Raw genomic sequence first — 21,778 nt, 5'->3', positions numbered from 1 at the left:
GTGATTAGGCCCGCAGGCGTCACACTGGTGCGCGGACCGGTGTTCGAAGGGCGTAGCCGACTACTCTGTGTATCACGAGCATAACCGTAGGGCAACGATGGGAACGTACGACAACGTACGCGAGGGAGGCGGCCGGTCGTGGCACGGAAGGTCTGGCTCTCCGTCATGGCCGGGACGGGTCTGCTCCTTTCGTTCCTCGCCCTGCTCGTGGTGGGCACGTTCTCCGCGGCCGCCGGCCTCGCAAGGGGCGGCGCCGGTGCGGTGACCCTGGCCAAGGGGGCGGTGCCGTCGATATACCAGCCCCTCGTCCTGAAGTGGGGCAACCTGTGCCCGGCGCTCAACCCGGCGCTGCTGGCCGCGCAGCTCTACCAGGAGAGCGGCTGGAACGCCCGCGCCCAGAGCCCGGCCCAGGCGCAGGGGATAGCGCAGTTCATCCCGGGCACGTGGGCCACGCACGGCATCGACGGCAACGGCGATGGCAAGGCCGACGTGTGGGACCCCGAGGACGCGATCCCGTCCGCCGCCTCGTACGACTGCGAACTCGCCTCGTACGTCAAGGACGTGCCGGGGGACCTGACCGACAACATGCTCGCCTCCTACAACGCGGGCGCGTACAGGGTCATCGAGGCCGGCGGCGTCCCGCCGATCGCGGAGACCCGGAACTACGTGCGGATCATCCGCACCCTGGAGAAGAGCTTCGCCGCGCCCGTGGGCACGGTGGCGCCGTCGCAGCAGGCGGCCGCGGCCATCTACTACGCGCAGCAGCGGCTGGGCACGAAGTACCTGTGGGGCGGCGAGGGCACGGCGGCACAGGGCGGCCGCTTCGACTGCTCGGGCCTGACGCAGGCCGCGTACGCGTCGGTCGGCATCACGCTGCCGCGGGTGGCCAACGACCAGTGGAACGCGGGCCCGCACCCGAGCCGCGCGGAACTGCTCCCCGGAGACCTCGTCTTCTTCGCGTACGACCTGAACGACCCGCGCTCGATCCACCACGTCGGGATCTACGTGGGCGGCGGCTACATGATCGACGCGCCGCACACCGGCGCGGTGATCCGCTTCGACCGGATCGACTCGCCGGACTACATCGGGGCGACCCGCGTCACCCAGGACGGGGCGCGGGCGCTGCCGGCGAAGGCGTGACGCTGCCGGCGAAGGCGTGACGGTGCCGGGACCGGCGTGACGGAGCCGGCGACGGCTCACGGGGGGCAGCGGTGCCGGGTCCGGCGTGACGCGGTGGCCGTTCGCGCGACGGATGTGACGGGTGCGCAGGGTGAGGCTCTGGCCCAAGGGTTGCCGTTCGGCGCACTTTGTCCGTCTCCGCTGGTCACCCTTGGATAACAGCACGGTGATCTTCTGGAGAATCCCGGAACGCTACGTACCGTATCGGCCGTTGTACGGGGGAGAATGGCCCGGGACGCAAGCGACGGGGGTTGCGGACGAGCCCAACCGAGTCCAGCCGGGCCCGGGCGTTCACGCCCGGCCGGGACAGGACCGCACTCGCAGCTGGTCGCAGTACGTCGTAGTAAGGGGCACCACCGCCATGGCAGAGGTCGCTAACGACAGCGCGAACCCCGACATCAACCTGCTCCGCGGCATCAACCACCTTGCCCAGCGCGCGCCGCACGGCGTCGACCGCGCGGTCGAGGTGCTCGGTCAGTACGGCCTGATCGCCCTCTCCGCGCTGCTCGCCGTCTGGTGCTGGTGGCGGACGGCCCGCCGCACCCGTCGCCCCGAGGCACCCGCCGCGGTCGCCGGCGTCGCGTGGGCGCTGCTGGCCGGCGGGATCGCGGTCCTGCTCAACTTCCCGATCCGCGCGCTGGTCCAGCGCCCCCGCCCGTACGCCGAGCACGACGGCATCGCCGTGCTGGTGCACGGCACGACCGGCTCGTCCTTCGTCAGCGCCCACACGGCGCTGATCTCGGGGGTCGCCGTCGGCCTGTTCATGGTCAGCCGCGCCTACGGCTCCCTCGCCATACTGCTGGCCCTCGCCGAGGGCTTCTGCCGCGTCTACCTCGGCGTCCAGTACCCCACCGACGTCATCGGCGGCTTCGCCCTGGGCGCGGCCACCGCGCTCCTCCTGGCCCCGCCGGCCCTGGCCCTGCTGACCGCGGTGACCCGCCGCCTCGCCACCACCCGGGCCGGCTTCCTCATCCACACGGCCCGGTACCCCGCCCCCGAGGGCCACACCACCCCCCACCGGCCCCGCGCCGGCGACACGGGCCTGGCGGCGTAAGGGGGCACGCGGCCCTCAGGGCGTCCGGGCTGCTACGACGTCCCGAGTGGCCGGGCGGCGGCCCCGACCGCCTCGCTCGGGTCGGCCGGCCCCTCCGGCCGGGCCGGGTGCCAGCGGAAGGTGCTCATGATCGCGTCGAAGAGGGCGCACAGCAGGCGGGCCGTCGGGTCGTCGGGATCACCGGCGCCGAACGTGGAGAAGGACGCCACCAGCCAGCTGTCGGCCGTGCCCGGCACCGGCAGGACGTACTCCACGCGGCGCGAGGGGTAGGGCACGTCGCGGGCCGGATCGGCGGCGTAGAGGCGCTCGGTGCGGACCGCGGGGGTGCCGTCGAGTTCGAGGGACTCGCCGCCCGGCGACTGCGCCAGGACCTCGGCCAGCACGGTCCTCGGGTCGGGGGCCTCGGGCTTGCCGAACTCGGCGTAGGAGATGAGGAACGAGGCCGGCAGATTGTGCTCCGCCCTGCCGAACGGCAGGTAGAGGTCGACGCCCGCGTTCTGCCGGGCCTGCGCGATCATCCCCCGCAGCCTGCCCTCCAGTTCGCGCCGGTACTGCGCGACCTGGTCCCGCCCGTGCCGGGCGAACGCCTCGTCCAGCAGCGCCTTCACGGCCTGGTCCGTCCCGCGCTGGACCGGGATCTTGCGCCACTCGCGGGGAACGACGAGCCGGTATCCGCGTATCGCCGCGGTGCCGTCGCTCATGAGGCGTCGCCGGGAACGCAGCGGATGGCACGCACCAACTGGTCGAGATCGGGGACGACTTCGAGATAGCGGTCGTGGTCCCAGGCCGTCAGGAAGACATGGACGTCCGCATCGTAGGTGTCGTCCCGGAAGATGTAGTTGACCTGGTCGTACGGTCCCGGACCGGTCACGCCCGTCCACTGCGCCTTGACGCCCGTGCCGAGGGCCTCCGTCTCGAACCACTCCGCGACGGGAGCGCTCGTCGCGCTCTTGGTGCCCCAGTAGGCGTAGTGCTGCAGCGCCTCTTCCCGGGTGCCGTCGCGCTTCCACGCGGCGATGCTGATCAGCACCGGAAGCTTCGTGTAGTCCGGGCAGTGGAAGAAGAACTTGTGCGCGCCGATCTTCCCCACGGCGCTGCTGTGCGCGGCGACCAGTGTCTCGGCGAACGGCAGCACCTCCTTCTTCACCACCTTCTTGTTCAGCTCCCGCCCCCCTCGGAGGAAGCGGTCGCACGCGCTGTCGAAGGCCCACTCCGCGACGTCGGCCCAGCGGGTGCCCGTGATGCTCAGCGGCATCGGGAACCAGAGGGCGTCGTCGTGGTCCACCGTGAACCAGTTGGGCGTGGAGGTGCGGGTCTCGAACGTCATGACCCCACCTCCGCTGTGGTGAGTTCCTTGAGGCGCCCGAAGGTGTCCCAGTGCGGGGAGGTGTCGCCTTCCACCTCCGGATGGGCCGGCCCGCCCGCGAAGCCGTTGCCGATCCAGTTGATCAGGTCGCTGCCGCCGGCCCAGTGGCCGAACTCGTCCACGATGTTGGCGGCCCCGTTGGCGAACCGCACGGAGTTCAGCACGCTCGTACCGCGGGCCAGGGCGTTCGGGAAGAGCCGGGTGTTGGGGAACTCCTCGGCGAGCGAACGGAGTTTCTCCATGTTCTCGACGACCTCTTTCTCGCCTCCGGCCAGGAACTTCGTGCCGACGGCCCGGCCGTAGTTGGAGACGGACTCCCACACGCTGGCGGCCGCCGTCTGGTCGGCGCCCTCGGCGAGGTCCGCGCCCTCCGACAGCAGCTTGTCGGCGCCCTGGAGCCCTTCGTCCCCGGCCCGCAGGCCCTTGGCGATGCCTCCGGCGAAGTCCGTCGACCCCTCCAGGATGCCCTTGGCCCACGTCCCCGCGCCCAGCGTGGCGATGGCGAAGATGTCGAGGCCGACGTCGATCCAGGAGCCGTCGCCGCTCAACGCGAGGGCGGTATGGCCGAGGAGGGCGGTGAGCATCAGGCCGGCCAGCAGCCCGGTGGCGATGTCGAGGCCGGGGATGAACAGCGACACGATGACGAGCGCCGTCACGATCCACGTGCAGATGTCGGCCAGCACCTTGATCAGCCCGGCGTGTTCGTGGACGAAGTCCTTGAACGAGTCCCAGCGGCTGTCCTTGAGGCCGTCGTGCTCGGTGTCCTCGATCTTCTGCATCCAGAAGTGGGCGCGGTCGTCCCGGTGGTGCTTGATGCCGGCCAACTGGGTCTTGGCATCGTGGAGTTCACCCTGGGCGGCGTGGCGCGCCCGGTCGGCGGCGGCCTGGTGCTGCTGCTCCTCGGGCGTGAGGTGCGGGGCCGGGGCGCCCGGCATGGGCTTGATCTGCGCGGCGTTGGCGGTGGGAGCCGCCGTCTGGGCCTTGGCGAGGGCCTTGAGCGAGTCGGCCTGGCACTGGTCCAGGTCGTCGGCCCAGTTCCCCAGGTAGCCGGAGACGTGCTCGTAGCGTGTGGCGACCTTGTCCAGCCCGTCCTGCAGATCGGTGGCGGTCTCGCGCAGCTTGTCCGCGAACTTCCCGACGTTGTCGTCGCCGGCGATCGCCTTGAGCAGGGTGATCTGGTCGCGGATGGTCCCGGCCATCCGGCCGAGGCGGGCCGCCTCGTCGCGTACGTCGTGCGGCTCCCCGGGTACCGGGTCCTCGCTCTCGTCGAGTACGGCCCACTCGTAGTCGGGCGGCCTGCTCATGTGGTGCGATCCTTCCCCGTGGACGTGCGCGGCGTCCGAGGTGCACGCGAGGGACCGGTCCCCCACCGCATCCCGGTCATCCGCTATTTCGTTGTTCCGCCGTCGCTGTGCTTGTGCTCGGTGAGTCCGTCCTGCAGCTTCTTGTCGACGTCCTTGAACGCCTCCAGAGTCTTCTCGGTCATCTCACCCATGGCCTGGATCTTGTCCAGGAGCTTGTGCCGGTGGTAGTCCCAGTTGCTCGCGAAGTCGTGCATGGCGTGCGCCATGTCGTGCGATCCGAGCGAGTCCTTGATGTCGGCCTGGTGATGCTTGGTGTCGTCCAACTCGCGCTGGATCGCCTTGAGATGGCTGGCCGACTCCTCGAGCGTGTCGTACGAGACCTTGAGGTCGGTCATCCGGGAGCGCTCCGCGTATCACTGGTGGACATCGAACAGCCAACGTCTCAACCCCTCGTGAGCCCCAGCAACCACCGGCGGGTAAAACCCGGCCAAGGCTTCACCAAGTGAGACACAAGGTTCCGCACATGGGCGCGCGGCGAACGACCCATGGAGATTCCGTGGCGCCGGCACCGTGAACGTGCTGTGAAGGGTGCTGCAAACCGGTACCGATCGGGGGACGTGTCTACAGCCGGATCGCGGGCCCCGGTAGTGTCGAAGCGCTGCGCTGTACCGAAACACCCGCACCACCTATTGGATGCCGGACCACTCACGGGGGACCCAACGTGACCCGCACTTCCCTGCCCCTCGCTGTCGCCCTTGCCGCGTCCGCGGGCCTGCTGCTCAGCGCCTGCGGCGGCGGTGGGTCCAACTCGGACAAGATCCAGTCGTCGGCGACCACGCCGACGTCGGCGCCGGCGACCACGGCGTCGCCGACTCAGGCCGCGAGCCCGAACGCACCGAAGTTCGACCTGCCGCCGGACATCATCATCGACTTCAAGGGGTTCGACAGCACCGACCCCAAGTGGAAGGACCCGCTGCGGGACGCCCAGTACGTGGCGACCGCCATCCTTGAGGCGCAGTCCAAGATCCGGACCTCCGAGACGCCCAACGTGAAGCGGTACTTCAACGGTCTCCAGGGGGCCAAGTTCGCCGACAGTGTCATCGCCTACGGCAAGTCGGGCAACGTGGCTACGGGGACCTACCACTACTACAAGCCGTCCGTCAAGGACAACGGCGCCGGTGGAACGGTCACCGTGACCTATTGCGAGGACCAGCGCAAGGCCTATGACAAGAACGCCAAGACCGGCAAGGTCCACGTGACGACGCCGTCGCTCTCGGATTTCCGCGCCTGGAACTTCGGAATGGCGAAGGACGCCGCCGGCGACTGGCAGGTGTACCAGTACAAGTGGCTTCAGGGGGCTCAGCAGTGCCAAGTCGCGTGAGAGAGCGTGCTGCCAGACGTTCGGTACTCGGGGTCATAGGCGCGTCCGTGACGGCCATGTCCCTCGTCTGGGCGTTCGGTACCGGGACGGCCCTGGCCGGCAACTCCGCGAACCCCACCGACACCTCGGGTTCCAGTGCCTCGGGCGACGGCGAGTCCTACACGGTGCAGGTGAACTACGTCCACCGCGGCCAGGGGAACGACTCCCAGCCGGCGAAGTACTCGGGGTCCTTCACTCCGCCCGCCTGCTGGTACACGGCCATGACGCCGGACCAGATGCGCGAGGAGATCAAGCGGCGGTACTACGCCGCAGGACACGACGGTGCGGGCACGATCTACGAGTTCTACAACGACCAGAACAACCAGATGGAGGACGACGGCCATTACCACCAGGGCCAGGACGGCAACTGGTGGGTACTGACCTGGGACGAACAGCGGTTGAAGGACTTCAGCGCCACGTGCCCGTACCAGCAGGGCTACTTCTGGGCGCCTCCGAACCAGCCGCCCGCCGGGCGGATCACGCCCCGGATGCTGGCGGACGCCGCCTACGGGCAGCTCACGCTGCCGTCCCGCGGCGTCACCCTGAGCCCGGTCGCGCAGAACCAGAAGGTCAACCTGCCGACGTACGTGAACTTCACGCAGGCGGACGGTGAGGTCTCCGTGACAGCCCAGGTGACCGAGCCCGACGGGCAGGTCATCGCGGCGACCGTGGTGGCACAGCCGACCAGCCTGCACGTCGAGGCCGGAACGCAGTACGCCGATCCGCCGTCGTGTGACTACGACATGACGGGCGCCAAGCTGAACAGCGCCGGCACCGGCTGCAACATCACGTACAACCGGGCCAGCCACGGGACCTACCCGTTCACGGCGGACATGACGTGGACCGTGACCTGGACGCCGACCGCCGATCCCGCGCCCGGGGGGCAGCGGCTCCAGCCCGACGGCTTCTCCGAGAGCCGTCAGGACGTCACCGTCCAGGAGATCCAGGCCATCAACCGGTGAGCGCCCGCTGCTGAACCGCTGCCGAGCGCTCGCCACTTGCCCGCGCGCGTCCCTCAGAGTGCCTGCGGGAAGTCGAAGAGGCGGTCGGGGTCCAGGCTGGTCTTGAGGGAGGTCAGCCTGGACGCGTTCTGGCCGTAGTAGGCGGTGCGCCAGGTCGTGAGGGTGGGGTCGGTGTAGTTGGCGTAGGCGCCGCCGGAGGCGTAGCGGCGCATGGCGCTGTGGGTGGTGTCCAGCCACGAGGTCGAGGCGACGGCGTCCGCGGCGATGTACTGGGCGAGGAAGCGCGACGAGCGGTGCGGGAAGGCCGTCGCGGTGGGGGAGGGGCGGTTGACGGCGCCGCCGAGGGCGGTGAGGTCGATGCTGCCCTTGCCGCTGCCGCCCGGGGAGTTGGCCAGGCGCGCGGTCTGGTCGAGCAGGGTCTGGATGCCGGACGACGACAGGTTCGCGTCGAAGAAGTCGGAGCGCGCGGTGTAGGTCTCGCGTCCCAGGGTGCCGCGCGGGGCGAGGTGGCAGGCGGTGGCCGACAGGCCGGAGCAGCCCGCGTAGTCGAACATCACGTCGACGTAGTCGTGGGTGTGGACGGAGACCGAGGAGGCGGGGGCGCCCGAGGCGTTCGCGAGGGCGTCGGCGGCGGCCGCCAGGCCGGAGCGCGAGCCGGTGGACAGCATCGGGACGGAGATCGTCGGGGAGCCGCCGGCGTCGCAGTCCAGGTGCAGGGAGGACCAGATCGCGTCGTCCTGCCCGGGGCCCCAGTCCTGCCAGGCCCGCACCACGCCGGCCGCGTGGGACCAGGACCACGTCAGGTAGCCGGTGACGACGGACGCGGGCACGGGGTGGGTGGCGAAGCGCAGGGACGTGACGACGCCGAAGTTGCCGTTGCCGGCGCCGCGCAGTGCCCAGAACAGGTCGGGCTCGTGGTCGGCGTCGACCTCGCGGGTGCGGCCGTCGGCGGTGACGATGGTGGCGCCGGTGAGGTTGTCGCACGTCAGCCCCATGGAGCGGCTGAGCACTCCGTGGCCGCCGCCCAGCGTCAGGCCGGAGATGGCCACGGACGGGCAGGAGCCGCCGGGGACGGTGCGGCCGTGGCGGCCGAGGGTGCTGTAGACGTCTATCAGCCGGGCGCCCGCGCCGATCACGGCGGTCGTGCCGTCGAGGCGGATGGAGTTCAGCCGGGACACGTCGACGATGAGCCGCCGGTCGCCGCTGGACCAGCCCGCGTAGGAGTGGCCGCCGCTGCGGATGGCCAGCGGGGTGCGGGTGCGGCGGGCGAAGTCCAGGCAGGTGCGGATGTCGGCGTCGCCGGTGACATAGGCGACGGCGGCCGGACGCAGCCCGTCGAAGCGGGTGTTGTACAGGCGGTGGTCGACCGCGTAGGCGGCGTCCTGCGGGCGGACGAGGTCGCCGTGGAGGGAGTGGGCGAGGGCGGGCCAGTCGGCCTTGACCGGTGCGGGCTTGGTGGTCGGGGCCGCGGGGGTGCCGGTGGCGACGGACGTGCCGGTGCTTCCGCTCGAGGGCTTGGCGTCGCCGGCGTCCTTGCCGGTGCACGCGGTCAGCCATGCGCCGGCCAGGGCCACCCCGCCGGCCCGCAGCGCGGTCCGCCGCTCGACCGCCGGGCGTGGGAATCGGTCCTGCTCAGCCGTCGTGGTGTCCACTGCTGTTTCCCCGCTCTTTCTCACAGGCGCATCGTCGGTAACCGTAGACGCCGAAGCAAGGGTTCCGGTTGCCGAAATTTCTCGCGGCCGCGACGGGTGCACGATCGGGCCGCGAAACGTACGCGGCGGGTCCCCGAAAGGTTTACGACGGGCCCGCGGCGGGGGTGGGGACGGGGGTGGGACGCGGGCGCGCGGCGCCCGCGGTCGAGCGGGACGGGATCGGCTTCCCTCAGCTTCCCTGGTGCTCCTGGGCGTCTCGCCTGGCACGTTCCCTGGCCCTGCGCGCCGGTCCCTTCCAGCCGCACGAGCAGCGGGCGGAGGCGAAGGCGCCGCGTTCGGCGACGGTGGTCCGGTGCTCCCCGGCGGCCTCCTCGGCTGCCGGGGCGGAGTGGCTGCCCGCGTTTCGCACCCCTCCACGGTAACGGGCGTGACGGCGTGCGGAAGACCGTCGTTAGCCGGGTGGCAGCAGGCCGCAGGGCCTGGATTCGGGCCGTACGGCGGGCAGGGACGGACGGGTGATGGTGGCTTCGACGGGAGAGCGTCGGCAGGAGGTGACGAGGGCCACAGCGGTCCTCGCGGTGGTGTGCGCCACGGCGGCCCTCGCGGCCGGCTGTGCGAGCAGCGGGGTCGCGGCCGAGCGCGGGCCGGGCGCGGGCAAGGCGCACGACGTCCCGGCCGGCACGGTGTCGGGCGCCGCGGACGCGCTGGTGCGGGCGGGCAGTTCGCAGGTGAGCACGACGATGCGGATGGCCAGCGGCGGCACCTGGCTGACGATCACCGGTTCCGGCGGCTTCGACTTCGCCCGGCGGCAGGGCGAACTGACGCTGGTGCTGCCGAAGGACGCGGCCGGCGCCGAGGAGCACCGGCCGATCACCGAACTCCTCACCCCTGGCTCCCTGTATATGAAGGACAGGGGCGAGGGCGTCCCCGCGGGCAAGTGGGTGCGGGTGGACACCACCCGGCTCGCCGACGGGAACCTGGTGACCGGCGGCGCCACGGAGCCGCTGGCCGCCGCGGAACTGCTGCGCGGCGCGCAGGACGTGACCTACGTCGGTGAGGAGACGCTGCGCGGGACGAGGGTGCGGCACTACCGCGGCACCACGGACATCGCGCGGGCCGCCCGGGCCGCCGGGCCCGCGGCGCGCGGCGCGCTGGCCGCGGCGGCGAAGGGCTTCACGGTGACCACCGTGCCGTTCGACGCGTGGCTCGACGGCCAGGGGCGGCTGCGCCAGGTCAGCCAGCGGTTCACCTTCAGCGAGGCGGGCAGCAAGCAGGGCGCGGGGCCGGACGTCACCGTGGTCTCCACCACACGGTTCGACGCGTTCGGCACCCGGGTGCCGGTGATCATGCCGCGACCTGCGGACATCTGGACCGGCAAGATCGTTTCTGCTCAGCCGGGATGAGGCCGTGCCGGATCGGGCCCGTGGGAAATGGTCCATCCGTGCCATGCGCCCGCCGCCCCCGGTCCTTACGCTGGTACCGCTCCAGCCGCTTGCCCGCAGCCGCTCACCCCGCGGCCGCCGCGGCGCACAGGACGGGACGAGGAGGTGTGAGCATGGTGCCGGCGCTCCTGGCTTCGGTGCACGGTTCGATGCACGGTTCGGGACACGGATCGGTGCGCGGTTCGGGACACGACGACGACCAGGTCCGGATCGCTCTCGCCGAGATCGAGCTGTGCGGCGAACTGATGATCGCCGCGTCCGCCACGGCCGAGGAACGGCTCAGCCCCGCCCGCATCGACGAAGTGCTGGACGTCGCCCGGGCCGCGGCGCCCACCGCGCACTGACCTCGCGATCCCGGCCCGGGCTCAGGTCCGCAGCAGGCGCGCTATCGCCGCCGTCGCCTCCGCCACCTTCTCGTCGATCTCGGGCCCGCCGCCGACCGCCGCGGCGGCCACGCAGTGGCGCAGGTGCTCCTCCAGCAGCTGCAGCGCGAACGACTGGAGTCCCTTGGTGCTGGCCGAGACCTGGGTGAGGATGTCGATGCAGTAGACGTCTTCCTCGACCATCCGCTGCAGACCGCGGATCTGGCCCTCGATCCGGCGCAGGCGCTTCAGGTGGGACTCTTTGTCGTGACTGTAGCCATGCGGCCCGGCCGGCTTCACAATCTCCCCCGCGACGCTTTCCGTGCTCATCCCGCCTGCCCGCCCTTCCTGTCCCGTTATACCCCCGATGGGTATAGCTTACCGAATCGCTATGATGTGCGAGGCATCCCCCGTCCGGGGGACCTTGCGCCGTGGGCGACACTGGGTGAAGCCGGTTAGCCGTGGCCGGATGATGCGCCTAGCATCAACGAGACCGAATCCCTGCACACCGCATGCACCCCGAGGACCAAACGTGCGCTTTCGTCTGACCCCCAGGGAGACGAGCTTCTACGACATGTTCGCCGCGTCCGCGGACAACATCGTCACTGGTTCGAAGCTTCTGATGGAACTCCTCGGAGCCGATTCGGCCACCAGGACCGAGATCGCGGAGCGGATGCGGGCGGCCGAGCACGCGGGGGACGACGCGACCCACGCGATCTTCCACCAGCTCAACTCCTCCTTCATCACGCCCTTCGACCGTGAGGACATCTACAGCCTCGCCGGCTCCCTCGACGACATCATGGACTACATGGAGGAGGCCGTTGACCTGGTCGTCCTCTACAACGTCGAGGAGCTGCCGAAGGGCGTCGAGCAGCAGATCGAGGTGCTGGCGCGGGCCGCGGAGCTGACCGCGGAGGCGATGCCCAACCTGCGCACGATGTCCAACCTGACCGAGTACTGGATCGAGGTCAACCGCCTGGAGAACCAGGCCGACCAGATCCACCGCCGGCTGCTGGCCCAGCTGTTCAACGGCAAGTACGACGCGATCGAGGTCCTCAAGCTCAAGCAGATCGTGGACGTCCTGGAGGAGGCGGCCGACGCCTTCGAGCACGTGGCCAACACCGTGGAGACCATCGCGGTCAAGGAGTCCTGACCTACGTGGACACCTTCGCCCTGGTCGTGACCATCGCGGTCGCGCTCTTCTTCACCTATACCAACGGCTTCCACGACTCCGCGAACGCGATCGCCACGTCGGTGTCCACCCGGGCGCTCACGCCCAAGTCCGCGCTGGCGATGGCGGCCGTCATGAACCTGCTGGGCGCGTTCCTCGGCCAGGGGGTGGCCGAGACGGTCAGCAAGGGGCTGATCGCGACGCCCAGCGGCAACCACGGCATGGCCGTGCTGTTCGCGGCGCTCGCCGGAGCGGTCGTCTGGAACCTGACCACCTGGTACTTCGGCCTGCCCTCCAGCTCCTCGCACGCGCTGTTCGGCGGGCTGGTCGGCGCGGCCCTGGCCGGCGGCACGGCGGTGCACTGGAACGGTGTCGTCGACAAGGTCATCGTCCCGATGTTCCTGTCGCCGGTCGTCGGCCTGATCGTCGGCTACCTGATCATGATGGCCATCCTCTGGTTCTTCCGCCGCGCCAACCCGGCCAAGGCCAAGCGCGGCTTCCGCCTCGCGCAGACCGTCTCGGCCGCCGCGATGGCGCTGGGCCATGGCCTGCAGGACGCGCAGAAGACCATGGGCGTGGTGGTGCTGGCGCTGGTGATCAACGACCCGTCGCGCGGCTTCGGCATCCCGGTCTGGGTCAAGATCGTGTGCGCGCTGATGATGTCGCTGGGCACCTACGCGGGCGGCTGGCGCATCATGCGCACCCTGGGCCGCCGGATCATCGAGCTGGACCCGCCGCAGGGCTTCGCCGCCGAGACGACCTCGGCCGGCATCCTCTACGCGACCTCGTACCTGTTCAAGGTGCCGGTCTCCACGACCCACGTGATCACCTCGGCGATCATGGGCGTGGGCGCCACGAAGCGGCTGAAGGCGGTCCGCTGGGGCGTCGCCAAGAACATCGTCGGCGGCTGGTTCATCACCATGCCGGCCGCGGGCCTCGTGGCCGCGCTCCTGTTCTGGCTGGTGCAGCTGGCCTTCGGGTGAGCCCACCCCGGCCGTCCCCGGAATCGGCACGTCCCCGGAAACGGGTCAGGCCCCGTCCCCCTCGGAAGGGGGACGGGGCCTGCGCCTTGCGGTGGCACCGCCATGCAGCACCGCACGGCGGCTCTGATCACCCGAAGCGGCCCGAGATGTAGTCCTCGGTGGCCTGCACGGACGGGTTGGAGAAGATGCGCTCGGTCTCGTCGATCTCGATCAGCTTGCCGGGCTGTCCGACGCCCGCCAGGTTGAAGAACGCGGTGCGGTCCGACACGCGGGCGGCCTGCTGCATGTTGTGCGTGACGATCACGATGGTGAACCGGGACTTCAGCTCGCCGATCAGGTCCTCGATGGCGAGGGTGGAGATCGGGTCGAGCGCGGAGCACGGCTCGTCCATCAGCAGCACCTGCGGCTCGACCGCGATGGCGCGGGCGATGCACAGCCGCTGCTGCTGACCGCCGGACAGGCCCGAACCGGGCCGGTTGAGGCGGTCCTTGACCTCGTTCCAGAGGTTGGCGCCCTTGAGGGACTTCTCGACGATCGTGTCGAGCTCGCCCTTCTTGCGGACGCCGTTGAGCTTCAGTCCGGCCGCCACGTTGTCGTAGATCGACATGGTGGGGAACGGGTTGGGGCGCTGGAAGACCATGCCGACCGTGCGGCGCACGGTCACCGGGTCCACGTTGGACGCGTACAGGTTCTCGTCGTCCAGCAGCACCTTGCCCTCGACGCGGCCGCCGGGGGTCACCTCGTGCATGCGGTTCAGGGTGCGCAGGAACGTGGACTTGCCGCAGCCGGACGGGCCGATGAAGGCGGTCACGGAGCGGGGCTCGACGGTCATGGAGATGTCGTCGATGGCGCGGTGGGTGCCGTAGAAAGCGGACAGGCCGCTCACGTCGATTCGCTTGGCCATGGTGGGGATCACTTCTTTTCTGCGAGGTCTGCTGATGGCCGCGTCAGCGACCTGTCTTGGGTGCCTTCCAGCGGGCGATGCCGCGGGCGACGGCGTTCAGGATCATCACGAAGGCGATGAGCACCAGAGCGGCGGCCCACGCGCGGTTGTACGACGGGTCGTTGCCGTTTCCGTACTGCTGGTAGATGTAGTACGGGAGCGACGACTGGGGCCCGCTGAACGGGTTCGTGTTGATCAGGTTGCTGCCGAACACCAGCAGGGCGATCGGCGCGCTCTCGCCCGCGATGCGGGAGATCGCCAGCATGACGCCGGTGGTGATGCCGCCGATGGCCGTGGGGATGACGACCTTGGTGATCGTGCGCCACTTCGGGACGCCGAGCGCCAGGGACGCCTCGCGCAGCTCGTTGGGCACGAGCTTGAGCATCTCCTCGGTGGAGCGCACGACGACGGGCAGCATCAGGATGGCCAGCGCGAGCGAGCCGGCGAAGCCGGAGGCCGGGGCCGAGCCGACGAGCACGAACCACAGCGACAGGATGAACAGACCGGCCACGATCGACGGGACACCGGTCATGACGTCCACGAAGAACGTCACCCACTTCGCCAGCGTGCCCCGGCCGTACTCGACCAGGTAGACCGCGGTCAGGATGCCGATCGGCGCGGCGATCACGGTGGCGATGCCGACCTGCTCCAGGGTGCCGATGATGGCGTGGTAGACGCCGCCGCCGGGCTGGATGGTCAGCACGTTGTTCATCGAGTGGGTCAGGAAGGTGCCGTCCAGCACCTTCACGCCCTTGCTGATGGTGGTCTGCACCAGCGAGTAGAGCGGGATGACCGCGACCACGAAGCTGGACCAGATCAGGCTGGTGGCCACGCGGTCCTTGGCCTGGCGCGTGCCCTCGACGCGGGCGGTGATGGCGTAGGAGCCGAGCACGAACAGCGCCAGGGCGATCAGGCCCCACTGGATGTGGCTGCTCAGGCCGGCGCCGGCGCCGATGGCCGCGCCTATCGCGACGGCACCGACGGCGATGGCCAGCGGACTCCACCGGGGCAGCCGGCGCGAGGACAGCTTGTCGGGGGCGGGGACGCGGGGCGTGGGCTTGGCGTCCGAGGATGCGTGGCTCATGCGTTGGCCCCCGAGTACTCCTTGCGGCGGGCGATGATGAGCCGGGCCGCGCCGTTGACGAGCAGCGTGATGACGAACAGGACGAGGCCGGAGGCGATCAGCGCGTCACGGCCGAACTCGTCGGCCTCGCCGAACTTCGCGACGATGTTCTGCGAGAACGTGCCGCCGACCGGGTCCAGGATGTGCGCGGAGAGCACCGGCGAGGCGGAGAGCACGGTGGCGACCGCCATCGTCTCGCCGAGCGCGCGGCCCAGGCCCAGCATGGAGGCGCTGATGACGCCGGAGCGGGCGAAGGGCAGCACCGACAGCCGGATGACCTCCCAGCGGGTGGCGCCGAGCGCCAGCGCCGCCTCCTGGTGCATCTTGGGCACCTGGTTGATCACTTCGCGGCTGACGTTGGTGATGATCGGAAGGATCATGATCGCCAGCAGGATGCCGACGGTGAACAGCGAGCGGGCCGCCGAGTTGGGGTCCGACTTGTGGAAGATCACGGTCCAGCTGAGGTAGTTGTCCAGCCAGAGGTTCAGGCCCTTGAGGTGCGGCACCAGGAAGAGGGCGCCCCACAGGCCGTAGATGATGCTGGGGACCGCGGCGAGCAGGTCGATGACGTACGCGATGGGGCCGCCGAGGCGGCGCGGCGCGTAGTGCGTGATGAACAGCGCGATCCCGAGCGCGATCGGGACGGCGATCAGCATCGCGATGATCGAGCTGACGACGGTGCCGTAGGCCAGGACCGCGATACCGAAGACCGGCGGGTTCAGGCTCGGCGTCCACTCGAACGTGGTGAGGAAGTTGCCGTGGTCCTTGGAGATGGCGCTGGCCGCGCGGACCGTCAGGAAGACGGCGATCGCGGCCATGACGACGAGCAGCAGGATGCCGGAGCCGCGGGACATCGCGGCGAAGACGCGGTCACCCGCGCGGGTCACGGTGGCCGCCTTGCGCGGTGGCGCGGCGGCAGGGGGGGTTTCGATGGTTGTCATGAAGATTTCTCCGGTCTGGGTGGGGGAGGAGCGCTCCCCCGGCGGCGGTGCACCGGATGTGCGACGGGTCCCGCGCCGTGGAGGCCGCGGGACCCGCCACGTCGGACTAGGAAAGCGTGGAGATGGTGGAGCGGACCTTCGTGGCGATCTCGGTCGGCAGCGGGGCGTAGCCGGCCGAGGACAGCTGCTGCTGGCCGGAGTCGCTGGCGATGTAGTTCAGGAACGACTTGGTCAGCGGCAGGGTGCTGGCCTTGTTGCCCTTGTCGCAGGCGATCTCGTAGGTCACCAGGACGATCGGGTAGGCGTTGTCGGCCTTGGTGGTGTACGCGGCGCTCAGGTCCAGCGCCAGGTCCGAGCCGGTGCCGACGACCTTGGCCTGCGCGATGCCCGCGGAGGCGTTCTGCGTCGTGGCCTCGACCGGCTGCGACGCGCCGGTGGCGATCTTGACGGTCGGGATGCTCTGCGAGGTCGCGTAGGAGAGCTCGAAGTAGCCGATGGAGCCCTCGGTCTGCTTCACCAGCGCGGAGACGCCGGAGGACTTCGCGGCCGCCTGGCCGCCATGGGCGGCCCACGCCTTGGCGTGCTCGTACGGCCAGTCGGCCGCGGCGGCACCGTGCATGTACTTGGTCAGGTTGTCCGTGGTGCCGGAGTCGTCCTGACGGTGCACGGTCTGGATCTTGGTGCTCGGCAGGGTGGCGCTCGGGTTGAGGGCCTTGATCGCCTTGTCGTTCCAGGTGGTGATCTTGCCGTTGAAGATCTTGGCGATCGTGGAGGCGTCGAGCACCAGGTTGTTCACGCCGGGCAGGTTGTAGCCGATGGCGATGGGGCCGCCGACCATCGGGATGTTGATGCCCTGGCCGGTGGCGCAGACCTTCTTGGAGGCCGCGACCTCTTCGGGCTTCAGCGGGGAGTCGGAGCCGGCGAAGGCGTCCGTGCCCTGGTTGAAGTCGATGATGCCCTCGCCGGAGGAGGACGTCTTGTAGTTGATCGTCGCGCCGGAGCAGGCCTGCTGGTAGTTCTTGACCCACGCCTCGATGGCGTTCTGCTGGGCGCTGGAGCCCGAGGCCAGGATCTGGCCCTGGACGCAGGAGATCCCGGACGCGTTGGCGGTGCTGCTGCCCGACGCGCTGCTGCTGCTGCTGGGCGACGACGAGCCGCTGTTGTTGTCCGAACCGCAGCCCGTCAGGAGCAGAGCCCCGGAAATCGCGACCGCGCCGACGGTCAGGGCCTGCAGCCCGCTCTTACGCTGAAGCTTCACCTTCGAGTGTTCCTTCCGAAAGCCCGCCGGTGGACGGCGAAGCAGAGGGTTGTGGTTCTGCATCCACCCGGCGGCACATCGCTCACCGGTACGGCCGAAATTAGGCAGATCAGGTGAAGCGGCCGACGGGAGCGGGTGAACGCGAGGTGAACCTCGTCTATCAGGCTGGTGGCTACGCTCCGGGAAGCCGTACGGAGTGTCGTCCAAGGGACACGTGGGGTTTACGGAAAAGGCCCGATAACGACCGGATCACAGGGCGGTCACGGACATTTCGGGTCGGCGACGGTCGTCAGGGAGCACTCCGCGGCCGCCTCCGTACACCACCGTCAAGGCATCGATCAAGGGTTGTCCGCCCGTGAGCCCGCACCTGAGTCCGCCCCTGAGCCGTCCGGGATCCGCCCGGGATCCGAGCGGGTACGTCCGGGCGATGCCCGGTGGCGGCCCGTCCGGGTCGCCGGAGCGCCCGGCCGGTCGCCGCGCCTCACGCCCCGACCGTCTCCACGAAGGCGTCGACCACCGGGCGGTCCCGGTCGTGGGTGAGCCGGTGCCGGGCCGTCGTGGGCGGCAGCCACACCACCCGGTCCACCTCGTCGTTGGGCGTGAATCCCCCGTCGACCGCCTCGGCGGACCAGTACCGCACCTCCTTCGGGCGGCCCTCGACCAGATACCGGGAGACCGGCAGGGACGCGCCCAGCACGCAGCGCATGCCGGTCTCCTCCTCGGTCTCCCGTACCGCGGCCGCCGCGAAGTCCTCATCACGCTTCAGCTTGCCCTTGGGCAGGCTCCAGTCGTCGTAACGGGGGCGGTGCACCAGAGCGATCTCCACGCCGCCGGCCGGGGCGCGGCGCCACAGCACCGTGCCGGCCGCGCGGACGGTCGTGGCACCCCCGGAGCGCGGGCCGGTCATTCGGCGCGCGCCCCCGGGACGGCGGCCGCGCGGGCCGGCTCAGCCGGCTCGGAGAGCGGGGCCAGGGGCTGCGGCTGGCCGGACTGCCACAGGCGGGAGAAGGCGAACCGGGCGGCCTCCACCTCGTGCCGCTGGTCGGCGTGGAGCACGCCCAGCGCGTACGCGGTCGCCGGCGCTATGCGCGGGGTACGGGCGGCGGCGGCCACCGCGGACGCGGACTCCGCCGCCTCGTGGTGCTGCTGCAGCAGCCGCCCGGCGTCCGCGGTCCGCACCGGGTCGCCGGCCGGTCCCGCGCCGGTCACCTCGGCCGCGTACCGGCTCAGCCGCAGCAGGATGCGCACCTGGTGCCAGGGCGCGTCCTGCAGGTCGGTGGTCAGCTCGGTGCCGAGCGCGGCCTGCACCGCCTCCGCGTTGTACGGGAGCGCCGCCCGGTTCAGCGGCAGCGCGGCGGCCGCGTCGGCCAGGCGCTTGTGGGCCTGCGCGGCCAGCGGCGCGAGCACGACGCCCGCCGGGCCGGCGGCGGCCGCGGTCAGCGGCACGTCGGAGGCGAGTACGGCGACGGCGTCGGCCAGCGCGTGGAAGCGGGAGGAGCCCAGCGCCTGGAGCGTCGCGGAGTGCGCGCGGGTGCGGGCCAGGGTCAACTGCCGCTCCAGCAGGGCGGCGGCGCGGGCCGCGCCCAGCGCGAGGGGGCCGGCGCTCGCCGCGGGGGCCGCGCCGCCGGGGGCCTCGGGGGCGCCGGCCGCGGACAGCCGCCGCAGCGCCTCCAGCAGACGGTCGAGCCGGGCGCTGTACTGCGGCTCGCGGCCCAGCGTCGCCGACAGCCAGCCCAGTTCGGCCCGGAAGGGCTCGGCCCACGCCTCGTCGGTCAGCGGCCCGTACGTGTGCAGGACCCCGGCTATCCGGCGGGCGCTGCCGCGCAGCAGGGTGTCCCACGTGCCGTCGCCCTCGCCGCGCAGCCCCAGGCCGCGCAGGAACGCGGTGGCCTGGCTCTGCAGGTAGCGGGTGAGCGCGTCCGCCGCGGTGCTGTGGTCGGCCGCCGGGACGGCGGCCCCGGGGGCCGCGGAACCGTCCGCACCGCCGGGTGCCGGAGGGGGTACCGCCGGGCTCGCGCCCGACGCTGCCGTGCCGCTGGCCACTGTGATGCTCCCCGTGTCCCCGTCGTCCGCGCGGGTGCGCGCGGTGTGCGTAGCCGGCGTGCCGCCGGAACCGGAGGCGGCGCCGTCGGCGCCCGCTCCGGCGGCCGGTGTGGCCCGGCCTGCTGTCCTGACGTCGATCGCGTTCCACGCTCCCGGCGGTCCGCTCGCGTCCCCCGCCGCCGGGGGCCGCGGCGCCGCGGCGGCCGGGTCGGGGCCCGCGGGAGCCGGGGCCCCGCGGGCGGTCACCGCGCGGACCGCGGCGCCGCCGGTCAGGGGCGGGCGTTCCGCGCCGGGAACGTCACGTCGCTGCTGATGGGCCACGCCGGCGCCTCCGGGCGTCGATGAGCATCTCCTGGACGTTGCGCAGCGGACGACCGTCGGAGTCGGTGCTGTGCCGGGTCCAGTCGCCGTCAGCGGCCAGGTGCCAGGAGGACGTGGTGTCCGACATCCCGGTGTCCAGCAGCTGGTTGAGCGCGGCGCGGTGGCCGGGGTCGGCGACCCTGACCAGCGCCTCGATGCGGCGGTCGAGGTTGCGGTGCATCATGTCGGCGCTGCCGAGCCACACCTCGGGCTCGCCACCGTTGCCGAACACGAACACCCGTGAGTGTTCGAGGAACCTGCCGAGCACGCTGCGCACGCGGATGTTCTCCGACAGGCCGGGGACGCCCGGGCGCAGCGCGCAGATCCCGCGCACCCACACGTCGACCGGCACGCCGGCCTGCGAGGCGCGGTAGAGCGCGTCGATCACGACCTCGTCGACGATCGAGTTGAGCTTCAGCTTCACGGAGGCCGGGCGGCCCGCCTTGTGGTGGGCGATCTCCGCCTTGATCCGGCTGATCAGGCCGTCGCGCAGGCTGCGCGGGGCGACCAGCAGGCGGTTGTAGGCCTCGCGGCGCGAGTAGCCGGACAGCCGGTTGAACAGGTGCGAGAGGTCCGCGCCGACCTGCGGGTCGGCGGTCAGCAGGCCCAGGTCCTCGTAGAGCCGGGCGGTCTTCGGGTGGTAGTTGCCGGTGCCGACGTGGCTGTACCGGCGCAGGGTGTCGCCCTCCTGCCGGACCACCAGCGACAGCTTGCAGTGCGTCTTGAGGCCGACCAGGCCGTACACCACGTGGCAGCCCGCCTCCTCCAGCTTGCGGGCCCACTTGATGTTCGCCTGCTCGTCGAACCTGGCCTTGATCTCGACCAGCACCAGCACCTGCTTGCCGGCCTCGGCGGCGTCGATCAGCGCGTCGACGATCGGCGAGTCGCCGGAGGTCCGGTAGAGGGTCTGCTTGATGGCCAGCACGTCGGGGTCGGCGGCGGCCTGGTCCAGGAACGCCTGCACGGACGTGGAGAACGAGTCGTAGGGGTGGTGCAGCAGCACGTCCCGCTCGCGCAGCGCGGCGAAGATGTCCTGCGGGTGGGCGGACTCGACCTCGGCCAGGTCACGGTGCGTGCCGGCGATGAACTTCTGGTACTTCAGCTCGGGGCGGTCCAGCCCGGCGATGGCGAACAGGCCGGTCAGGTCCAGCGGCCCGGGCAGCGGGTAGACCTCGCCGTGCTTCATCTTCAGCTCGTGCACGAGCAGGTCGAGCACGCGCGGGGCGATGGACTCCTCGACCTCCAGGCGCACCGGCGGCCCGAAGCGGCGCCGCATGAGCTCCTTCTCCAGCGCCTGGAGCAGGTTCTCCGTGTCGTCCTCCTCGACCTCCAGGTCCTCGTTCCGCGTGACACGGAACATGTGGTGGTCGAGTACCTCCATTCCGGGGAACAGCTCGTCCAGGTGCGCGGCGATCACGTCCTCCAGGGGGACGTACCGCTGCGGGCCGGCCTCCAGGAAGCGGGACAGGATCGGCGGCACCTTCACGCGGGCGAAGTGCTCGTGGCCCGACACCGGATTGCGGACCACCACGGCGAGGTTGAGCGACAGGCCGGAGATGTACGGGAAGGGGTGCGCCGGGTCGACGGCCAGCGGCGTCAGCACCGGGAAGATCTGCTGCCGGAACAGCGTGGCCAGCCGGGCCTGCTCCTTGCCGGTCAGCTCCGCCCAGCGGATGACGTGGATGCCCTCCTCGGCGAGCTGCGGCGCCACGTCGTTCTGGAAGCAGGCGGCGTGCCGGGCCATGAGCTCGCGGGAGCGGGTGAGGATCAGGTCCAGCACGTCCCGCGGCTGCAGGCCGGACGCCGAGCGGGTGGCCACGCCGGTGGCCATGCGGCGCTTGAGGCCGGCCACCCGGACCATGAAGAACTCGTCGAGGTTGCTGGCGAATATCGCGAGGAACTTGGCGCGCTCCAGGAGCGGCGTCGCCGGGTCCTCGGCGAGTTCCAGCACGCGCTCGTTGAACGCCAGCCAGCTGCGCTCGCGGTCCAGGAAGCGGTCGGCCGGAAGCTCCTCGCCGAACTCCTCGCTCGCGGCGGCCAGGCTCGCCGGCTCGGGGTCCAGATCCGGTACGACGCGTGGCCGGAACGTGCCGTCCGCCGCGAGCTCGCCCTCGGGTGTCTGGGGCGGGGACTGGACGGGGACACTGGTGTGGTTCGTCTGGGCCATCGGGGAGCCCTCCTCCGGTTCCGGCGCATGGCGCCTGCGGCCGGCGGC

The 21,778-nt window shown here is 71.0% G+C and carries 22 protein-coding genes; 8 read left to right on the top strand and 14 right to left on the bottom strand.

Annotation, left to right across the window (positions count from 1 at the left end; all coding sequences use genetic code 11):
- Positions 1–165: 165 nt before the first annotated feature.
- Entirely contained in the window at positions 166–1,140 is a 975-nt protein-coding gene (locus BMW99_RS23970; RefSeq protein ID WP_069465019.1) for a C40 family peptidase, read from the top strand.
- Positions 1,141–1,540: 400 nt separating this feature from the next.
- A complete protein-coding gene (locus BMW99_RS23965; RefSeq protein ID WP_075017509.1) occupies positions 1,541–2,233 on the top strand; it encodes a phosphatase PAP2 family protein in 693 nt (230 codons plus the stop codon).
- Positions 2,234–2,265: 32 nt separating this feature from the next.
- On the opposite strand, the gene BMW99_RS23960 is transcribed toward BMW99_RS23965, so the two are convergent.
- The 4 genes from BMW99_RS23960 to BMW99_RS23945 all read right to left on the bottom strand — a co-directional run bounded on the left by BMW99_RS23960 (position 2,266) and on the right by BMW99_RS23945 (position 5,298).
- Complete coding sequence (locus tag BMW99_RS23960; RefSeq protein ID WP_069465697.1) at positions 2,266–2,934, bottom strand: hypothetical protein; 669 nt, start codon at positions 2,932–2,934, stop codon at positions 2,266–2,268.
- Positions 2,931–3,560: a hypothetical protein gene (locus BMW99_RS23955; RefSeq protein ID WP_069465696.1), complete on the bottom strand. Its 630-nt coding sequence runs from the start codon at positions 3,558–3,560 to the stop codon at positions 2,931–2,933. Before BMW99_RS23955 ends, BMW99_RS23960 begins: the two co-directional genes overlap by 4 nt.
- Positions 3,557–4,903, bottom strand: a complete 1,347-nt coding sequence (locus BMW99_RS23950) for a hypothetical protein (protein WP_069465695.1) — start codon at positions 4,901–4,903, stop codon at positions 3,557–3,559. Before BMW99_RS23950 ends, BMW99_RS23955 begins: the two co-directional genes overlap by 4 nt.
- A gap of 83 nt (positions 4,904–4,986) precedes the next feature.
- The gene (locus BMW99_RS23945; protein ID WP_069465694.1) at positions 4,987–5,298 is read right to left on the bottom strand and encodes a hypothetical protein; all 312 of its coding nucleotides are present in this window, start codon (positions 5,296–5,298) and stop codon (positions 4,987–4,989) included.
- Positions 5,299–5,624: 326 nt separating this feature from the next.
- Between BMW99_RS23945 and BMW99_RS23940 the strand changes: the two genes are divergently transcribed.
- Together BMW99_RS23940 and BMW99_RS23935 are read left to right on the top strand one after the other, a co-directional pair.
- Positions 5,625–6,284, top strand: a complete 660-nt coding sequence (locus BMW99_RS23940; RefSeq protein WP_069465693.1) for a hypothetical protein — start codon at positions 5,625–5,627, stop codon at positions 6,282–6,284.
- Between the two features lie 47 nt (positions 6,285–6,331).
- The gene (locus BMW99_RS23935; protein ID WP_141726320.1) at positions 6,332–7,285 is read left to right on the top strand and encodes a hypothetical protein; all 954 of its coding nucleotides are present in this window, start codon (positions 6,332–6,334) and stop codon (positions 7,283–7,285) included.
- Between the two features lie 53 nt (positions 7,286–7,338).
- Here the strand turns inward: BMW99_RS23935 and BMW99_RS23930 are convergent, their stop codons facing one another.
- Both BMW99_RS23930 and BMW99_RS23925 read right to left on the bottom strand, forming a co-directional pair.
- Positions 7,339–8,937 (bottom strand): FAD-binding oxidoreductase, encoded by a 1,599-nt coding sequence (locus BMW99_RS23930; RefSeq protein ID WP_075017508.1) that lies wholly within the window; start codon positions 8,935–8,937, stop codon positions 7,339–7,341.
- Positions 8,938–9,166: 229 nt separating this feature from the next.
- Complete coding sequence (locus BMW99_RS23925) at positions 9,167–9,346, bottom strand: hypothetical protein (protein WP_075017507.1); 180 nt, start codon at positions 9,344–9,346, stop codon at positions 9,167–9,169.
- Positions 9,347–9,455: 109 nt separating this feature from the next.
- Here BMW99_RS23925 and BMW99_RS23920 point away from each other — a divergent pair, with 109 nt between their 5' ends.
- A complete protein-coding gene (locus BMW99_RS23920; protein WP_069466138.1) occupies positions 9,456–10,340 on the top strand; it encodes a hypothetical protein in 885 nt (294 codons plus the stop codon).
- Between the two features lie 188 nt (positions 10,341–10,528).
- Positions 10,529–10,723 (top strand): hypothetical protein, encoded by a 195-nt coding sequence (locus BMW99_RS23915; protein WP_069466148.1) that lies wholly within the window; start codon positions 10,529–10,531, stop codon positions 10,721–10,723.
- A gap of 21 nt (positions 10,724–10,744) precedes the next feature.
- On the opposite strand, the gene BMW99_RS23910 is transcribed toward BMW99_RS23915, so the two are convergent.
- Complete coding sequence (locus BMW99_RS23910) at positions 10,745–11,071, bottom strand: metal-sensitive transcriptional regulator (RefSeq protein ID WP_069466139.1); 327 nt, start codon at positions 11,069–11,071, stop codon at positions 10,745–10,747.
- A gap of 202 nt (positions 11,072–11,273) precedes the next feature.
- Here BMW99_RS23910 and BMW99_RS23905 point away from each other — a divergent pair, with 202 nt between their 5' ends.
- Together BMW99_RS23905 and BMW99_RS23900 are read left to right on the top strand one after the other, a co-directional pair.
- A complete protein-coding gene (locus tag BMW99_RS23905; protein WP_069466140.1) occupies positions 11,274–11,894 on the top strand; it encodes a DUF47 domain-containing protein in 621 nt (206 codons plus the stop codon).
- Between the two features lie 5 nt (positions 11,895–11,899).
- Positions 11,900–12,895, top strand: a complete 996-nt coding sequence (locus BMW99_RS23900; protein ID WP_069466141.1) for an inorganic phosphate transporter — start codon at positions 11,900–11,902, stop codon at positions 12,893–12,895.
- Between the two features lie 127 nt (positions 12,896–13,022).
- Here the strand turns inward: BMW99_RS23900 and pstB are convergent, their stop codons facing one another.
- From pstB to BMW99_RS23865, 7 genes are all read right to left on the bottom strand, one after another.
- On the bottom strand, positions 13,023–13,799 hold the full coding sequence (pstB, locus tag BMW99_RS23895) for a phosphate ABC transporter ATP-binding protein PstB (RefSeq protein WP_069466142.1): 777 nt from the start codon (positions 13,797–13,799) through the stop codon (positions 13,023–13,025).
- A 43-nt stretch (positions 13,800–13,842) separates the two neighbouring features.
- Entirely contained in the window at positions 13,843–14,922 is a 1,080-nt protein-coding gene (gene pstA / locus BMW99_RS23890) for a phosphate ABC transporter permease PstA (RefSeq protein ID WP_069466143.1), read from the bottom strand.
- Positions 14,919–15,902, bottom strand: a complete 984-nt coding sequence (pstC, locus tag BMW99_RS23885; protein ID WP_069466144.1) for a phosphate ABC transporter permease subunit PstC — start codon at positions 15,900–15,902, stop codon at positions 14,919–14,921. The genes pstA and pstC overlap by 4 nt, the downstream gene beginning before the upstream one ends.
- 106 nt (positions 15,903–16,008) lie before the next feature.
- Complete coding sequence (pstS, locus tag BMW99_RS23880) at positions 16,009–17,160, bottom strand: phosphate ABC transporter substrate-binding protein PstS (protein ID WP_069466145.1); 1,152 nt, start codon at positions 17,158–17,160, stop codon at positions 16,009–16,011.
- Between the two features lie 481 nt (positions 17,161–17,641).
- Entirely contained in the window at positions 17,642–18,067 is a 426-nt protein-coding gene (locus tag BMW99_RS23875; protein WP_069466146.1) for an NUDIX hydrolase, read from the bottom strand.
- Positions 18,064–19,203 carry a CHAD domain-containing protein gene (locus tag BMW99_RS23870; protein ID WP_079176159.1) on the bottom strand — a complete coding sequence of 380 codons (1,140 nt, stop codon included), beginning with the start codon at positions 19,201–19,203 and terminating at the stop codon, positions 18,064–18,066. The genes BMW99_RS23875 and BMW99_RS23870 overlap by 4 nt, the downstream gene beginning before the upstream one ends.
- Before the next feature lie 298 nt (positions 19,204–19,501).
- Positions 19,502–21,730 carry an RNA degradosome polyphosphate kinase gene (locus BMW99_RS23865; RefSeq protein ID WP_075017505.1) on the bottom strand — a complete coding sequence of 743 codons (2,229 nt, stop codon included), beginning with the start codon at positions 21,728–21,730 and terminating at the stop codon, positions 19,502–19,504.
- Positions 21,731–21,778 lie beyond the last annotated feature (48 nt).

This window comes from Actinacidiphila rubida (assembly GCF_900110255.1).
In the GTDB taxonomy this organism is placed as follows: domain Bacteria; phylum Actinomycetota; class Actinomycetes; order Streptomycetales; family Streptomycetaceae; genus Actinacidiphila; species Actinacidiphila rubida.
The sequence above is the reverse complement of the archived record's forward strand: the minus strand, read 5'-3'. Positions and strand labels throughout refer to the sequence as shown.

What these genes read in the sequence shown, in the direction of transcription:
- BMW99_RS23970 (WP_069465019.1), top strand. Translation starts at nt 166, where the DNA reads ATGGCCGGGACGGGTCTGCTCCTTTCGTTCCTCGCCCTGCTCGTGGTG.
- BMW99_RS23965 (WP_075017509.1), top strand. Translation starts at nt 1,541, where the DNA reads ATGGCAGAGGTCGCTAACGACAGCGCGAACCCCGACATCAACCTGCTC.
- BMW99_RS23960 (WP_069465697.1), bottom strand. Translation starts at nt 2,934, where the DNA reads ATGAGCGACGGCACCGCGGCGATACGCGGATACCGGCTCGTCGTTCCC.
- BMW99_RS23955 (WP_069465696.1), bottom strand. Translation starts at nt 3,560, where the DNA reads ATGACGTTCGAGACCCGCACCTCCACGCCCAACTGGTTCACGGTGGAC.
- BMW99_RS23950 (WP_069465695.1), bottom strand. Translation starts at nt 4,903, where the DNA reads ATGAGCAGGCCGCCCGACTACGAGTGGGCCGTACTCGACGAGAGCGAG.
- BMW99_RS23945 (WP_069465694.1), bottom strand. Translation starts at nt 5,298, where the DNA reads ATGACCGACCTCAAGGTCTCGTACGACACGCTCGAGGAGTCGGCCAGC.
- BMW99_RS23920 (WP_069466138.1), top strand. Translation starts at nt 9,456, where the DNA reads ATGGTGGCTTCGACGGGAGAGCGTCGGCAGGAGGTGACGAGGGCCACA.
- BMW99_RS23915 (WP_069466148.1), top strand. Translation starts at nt 10,529, where the DNA reads ATGCACGGTTCGGGACACGGATCGGTGCGCGGTTCGGGACACGACGAC.
- BMW99_RS23910 (WP_069466139.1), bottom strand. Translation starts at nt 11,071, where the DNA reads ATGAGCACGGAAAGCGTCGCGGGGGAGATTGTGAAGCCGGCCGGGCCG.
- pstB (WP_069466142.1), bottom strand. Translation starts at nt 13,799, where the DNA reads ATGGCCAAGCGAATCGACGTGAGCGGCCTGTCCGCTTTCTACGGCACC.
- pstA (WP_069466143.1), bottom strand. Translation starts at nt 14,922, where the DNA reads ATGAGCCACGCATCCTCGGACGCCAAGCCCACGCCCCGCGTCCCCGCC.
- pstC (WP_069466144.1), bottom strand. Translation starts at nt 15,902, where the DNA reads ATGACAACCATCGAAACCCCCCCTGCCGCCGCGCCACCGCGCAAGGCG.
- BMW99_RS23875 (WP_069466146.1), bottom strand. Translation starts at nt 18,067, where the DNA reads ATGACCGGCCCGCGCTCCGGGGGTGCCACGACCGTCCGCGCGGCCGGC.
- BMW99_RS23865 (WP_075017505.1), bottom strand. Translation starts at nt 21,730, where the DNA reads ATGGCCCAGACGAACCACACCAGTGTCCCCGTCCAGTCCCCGCCCCAG.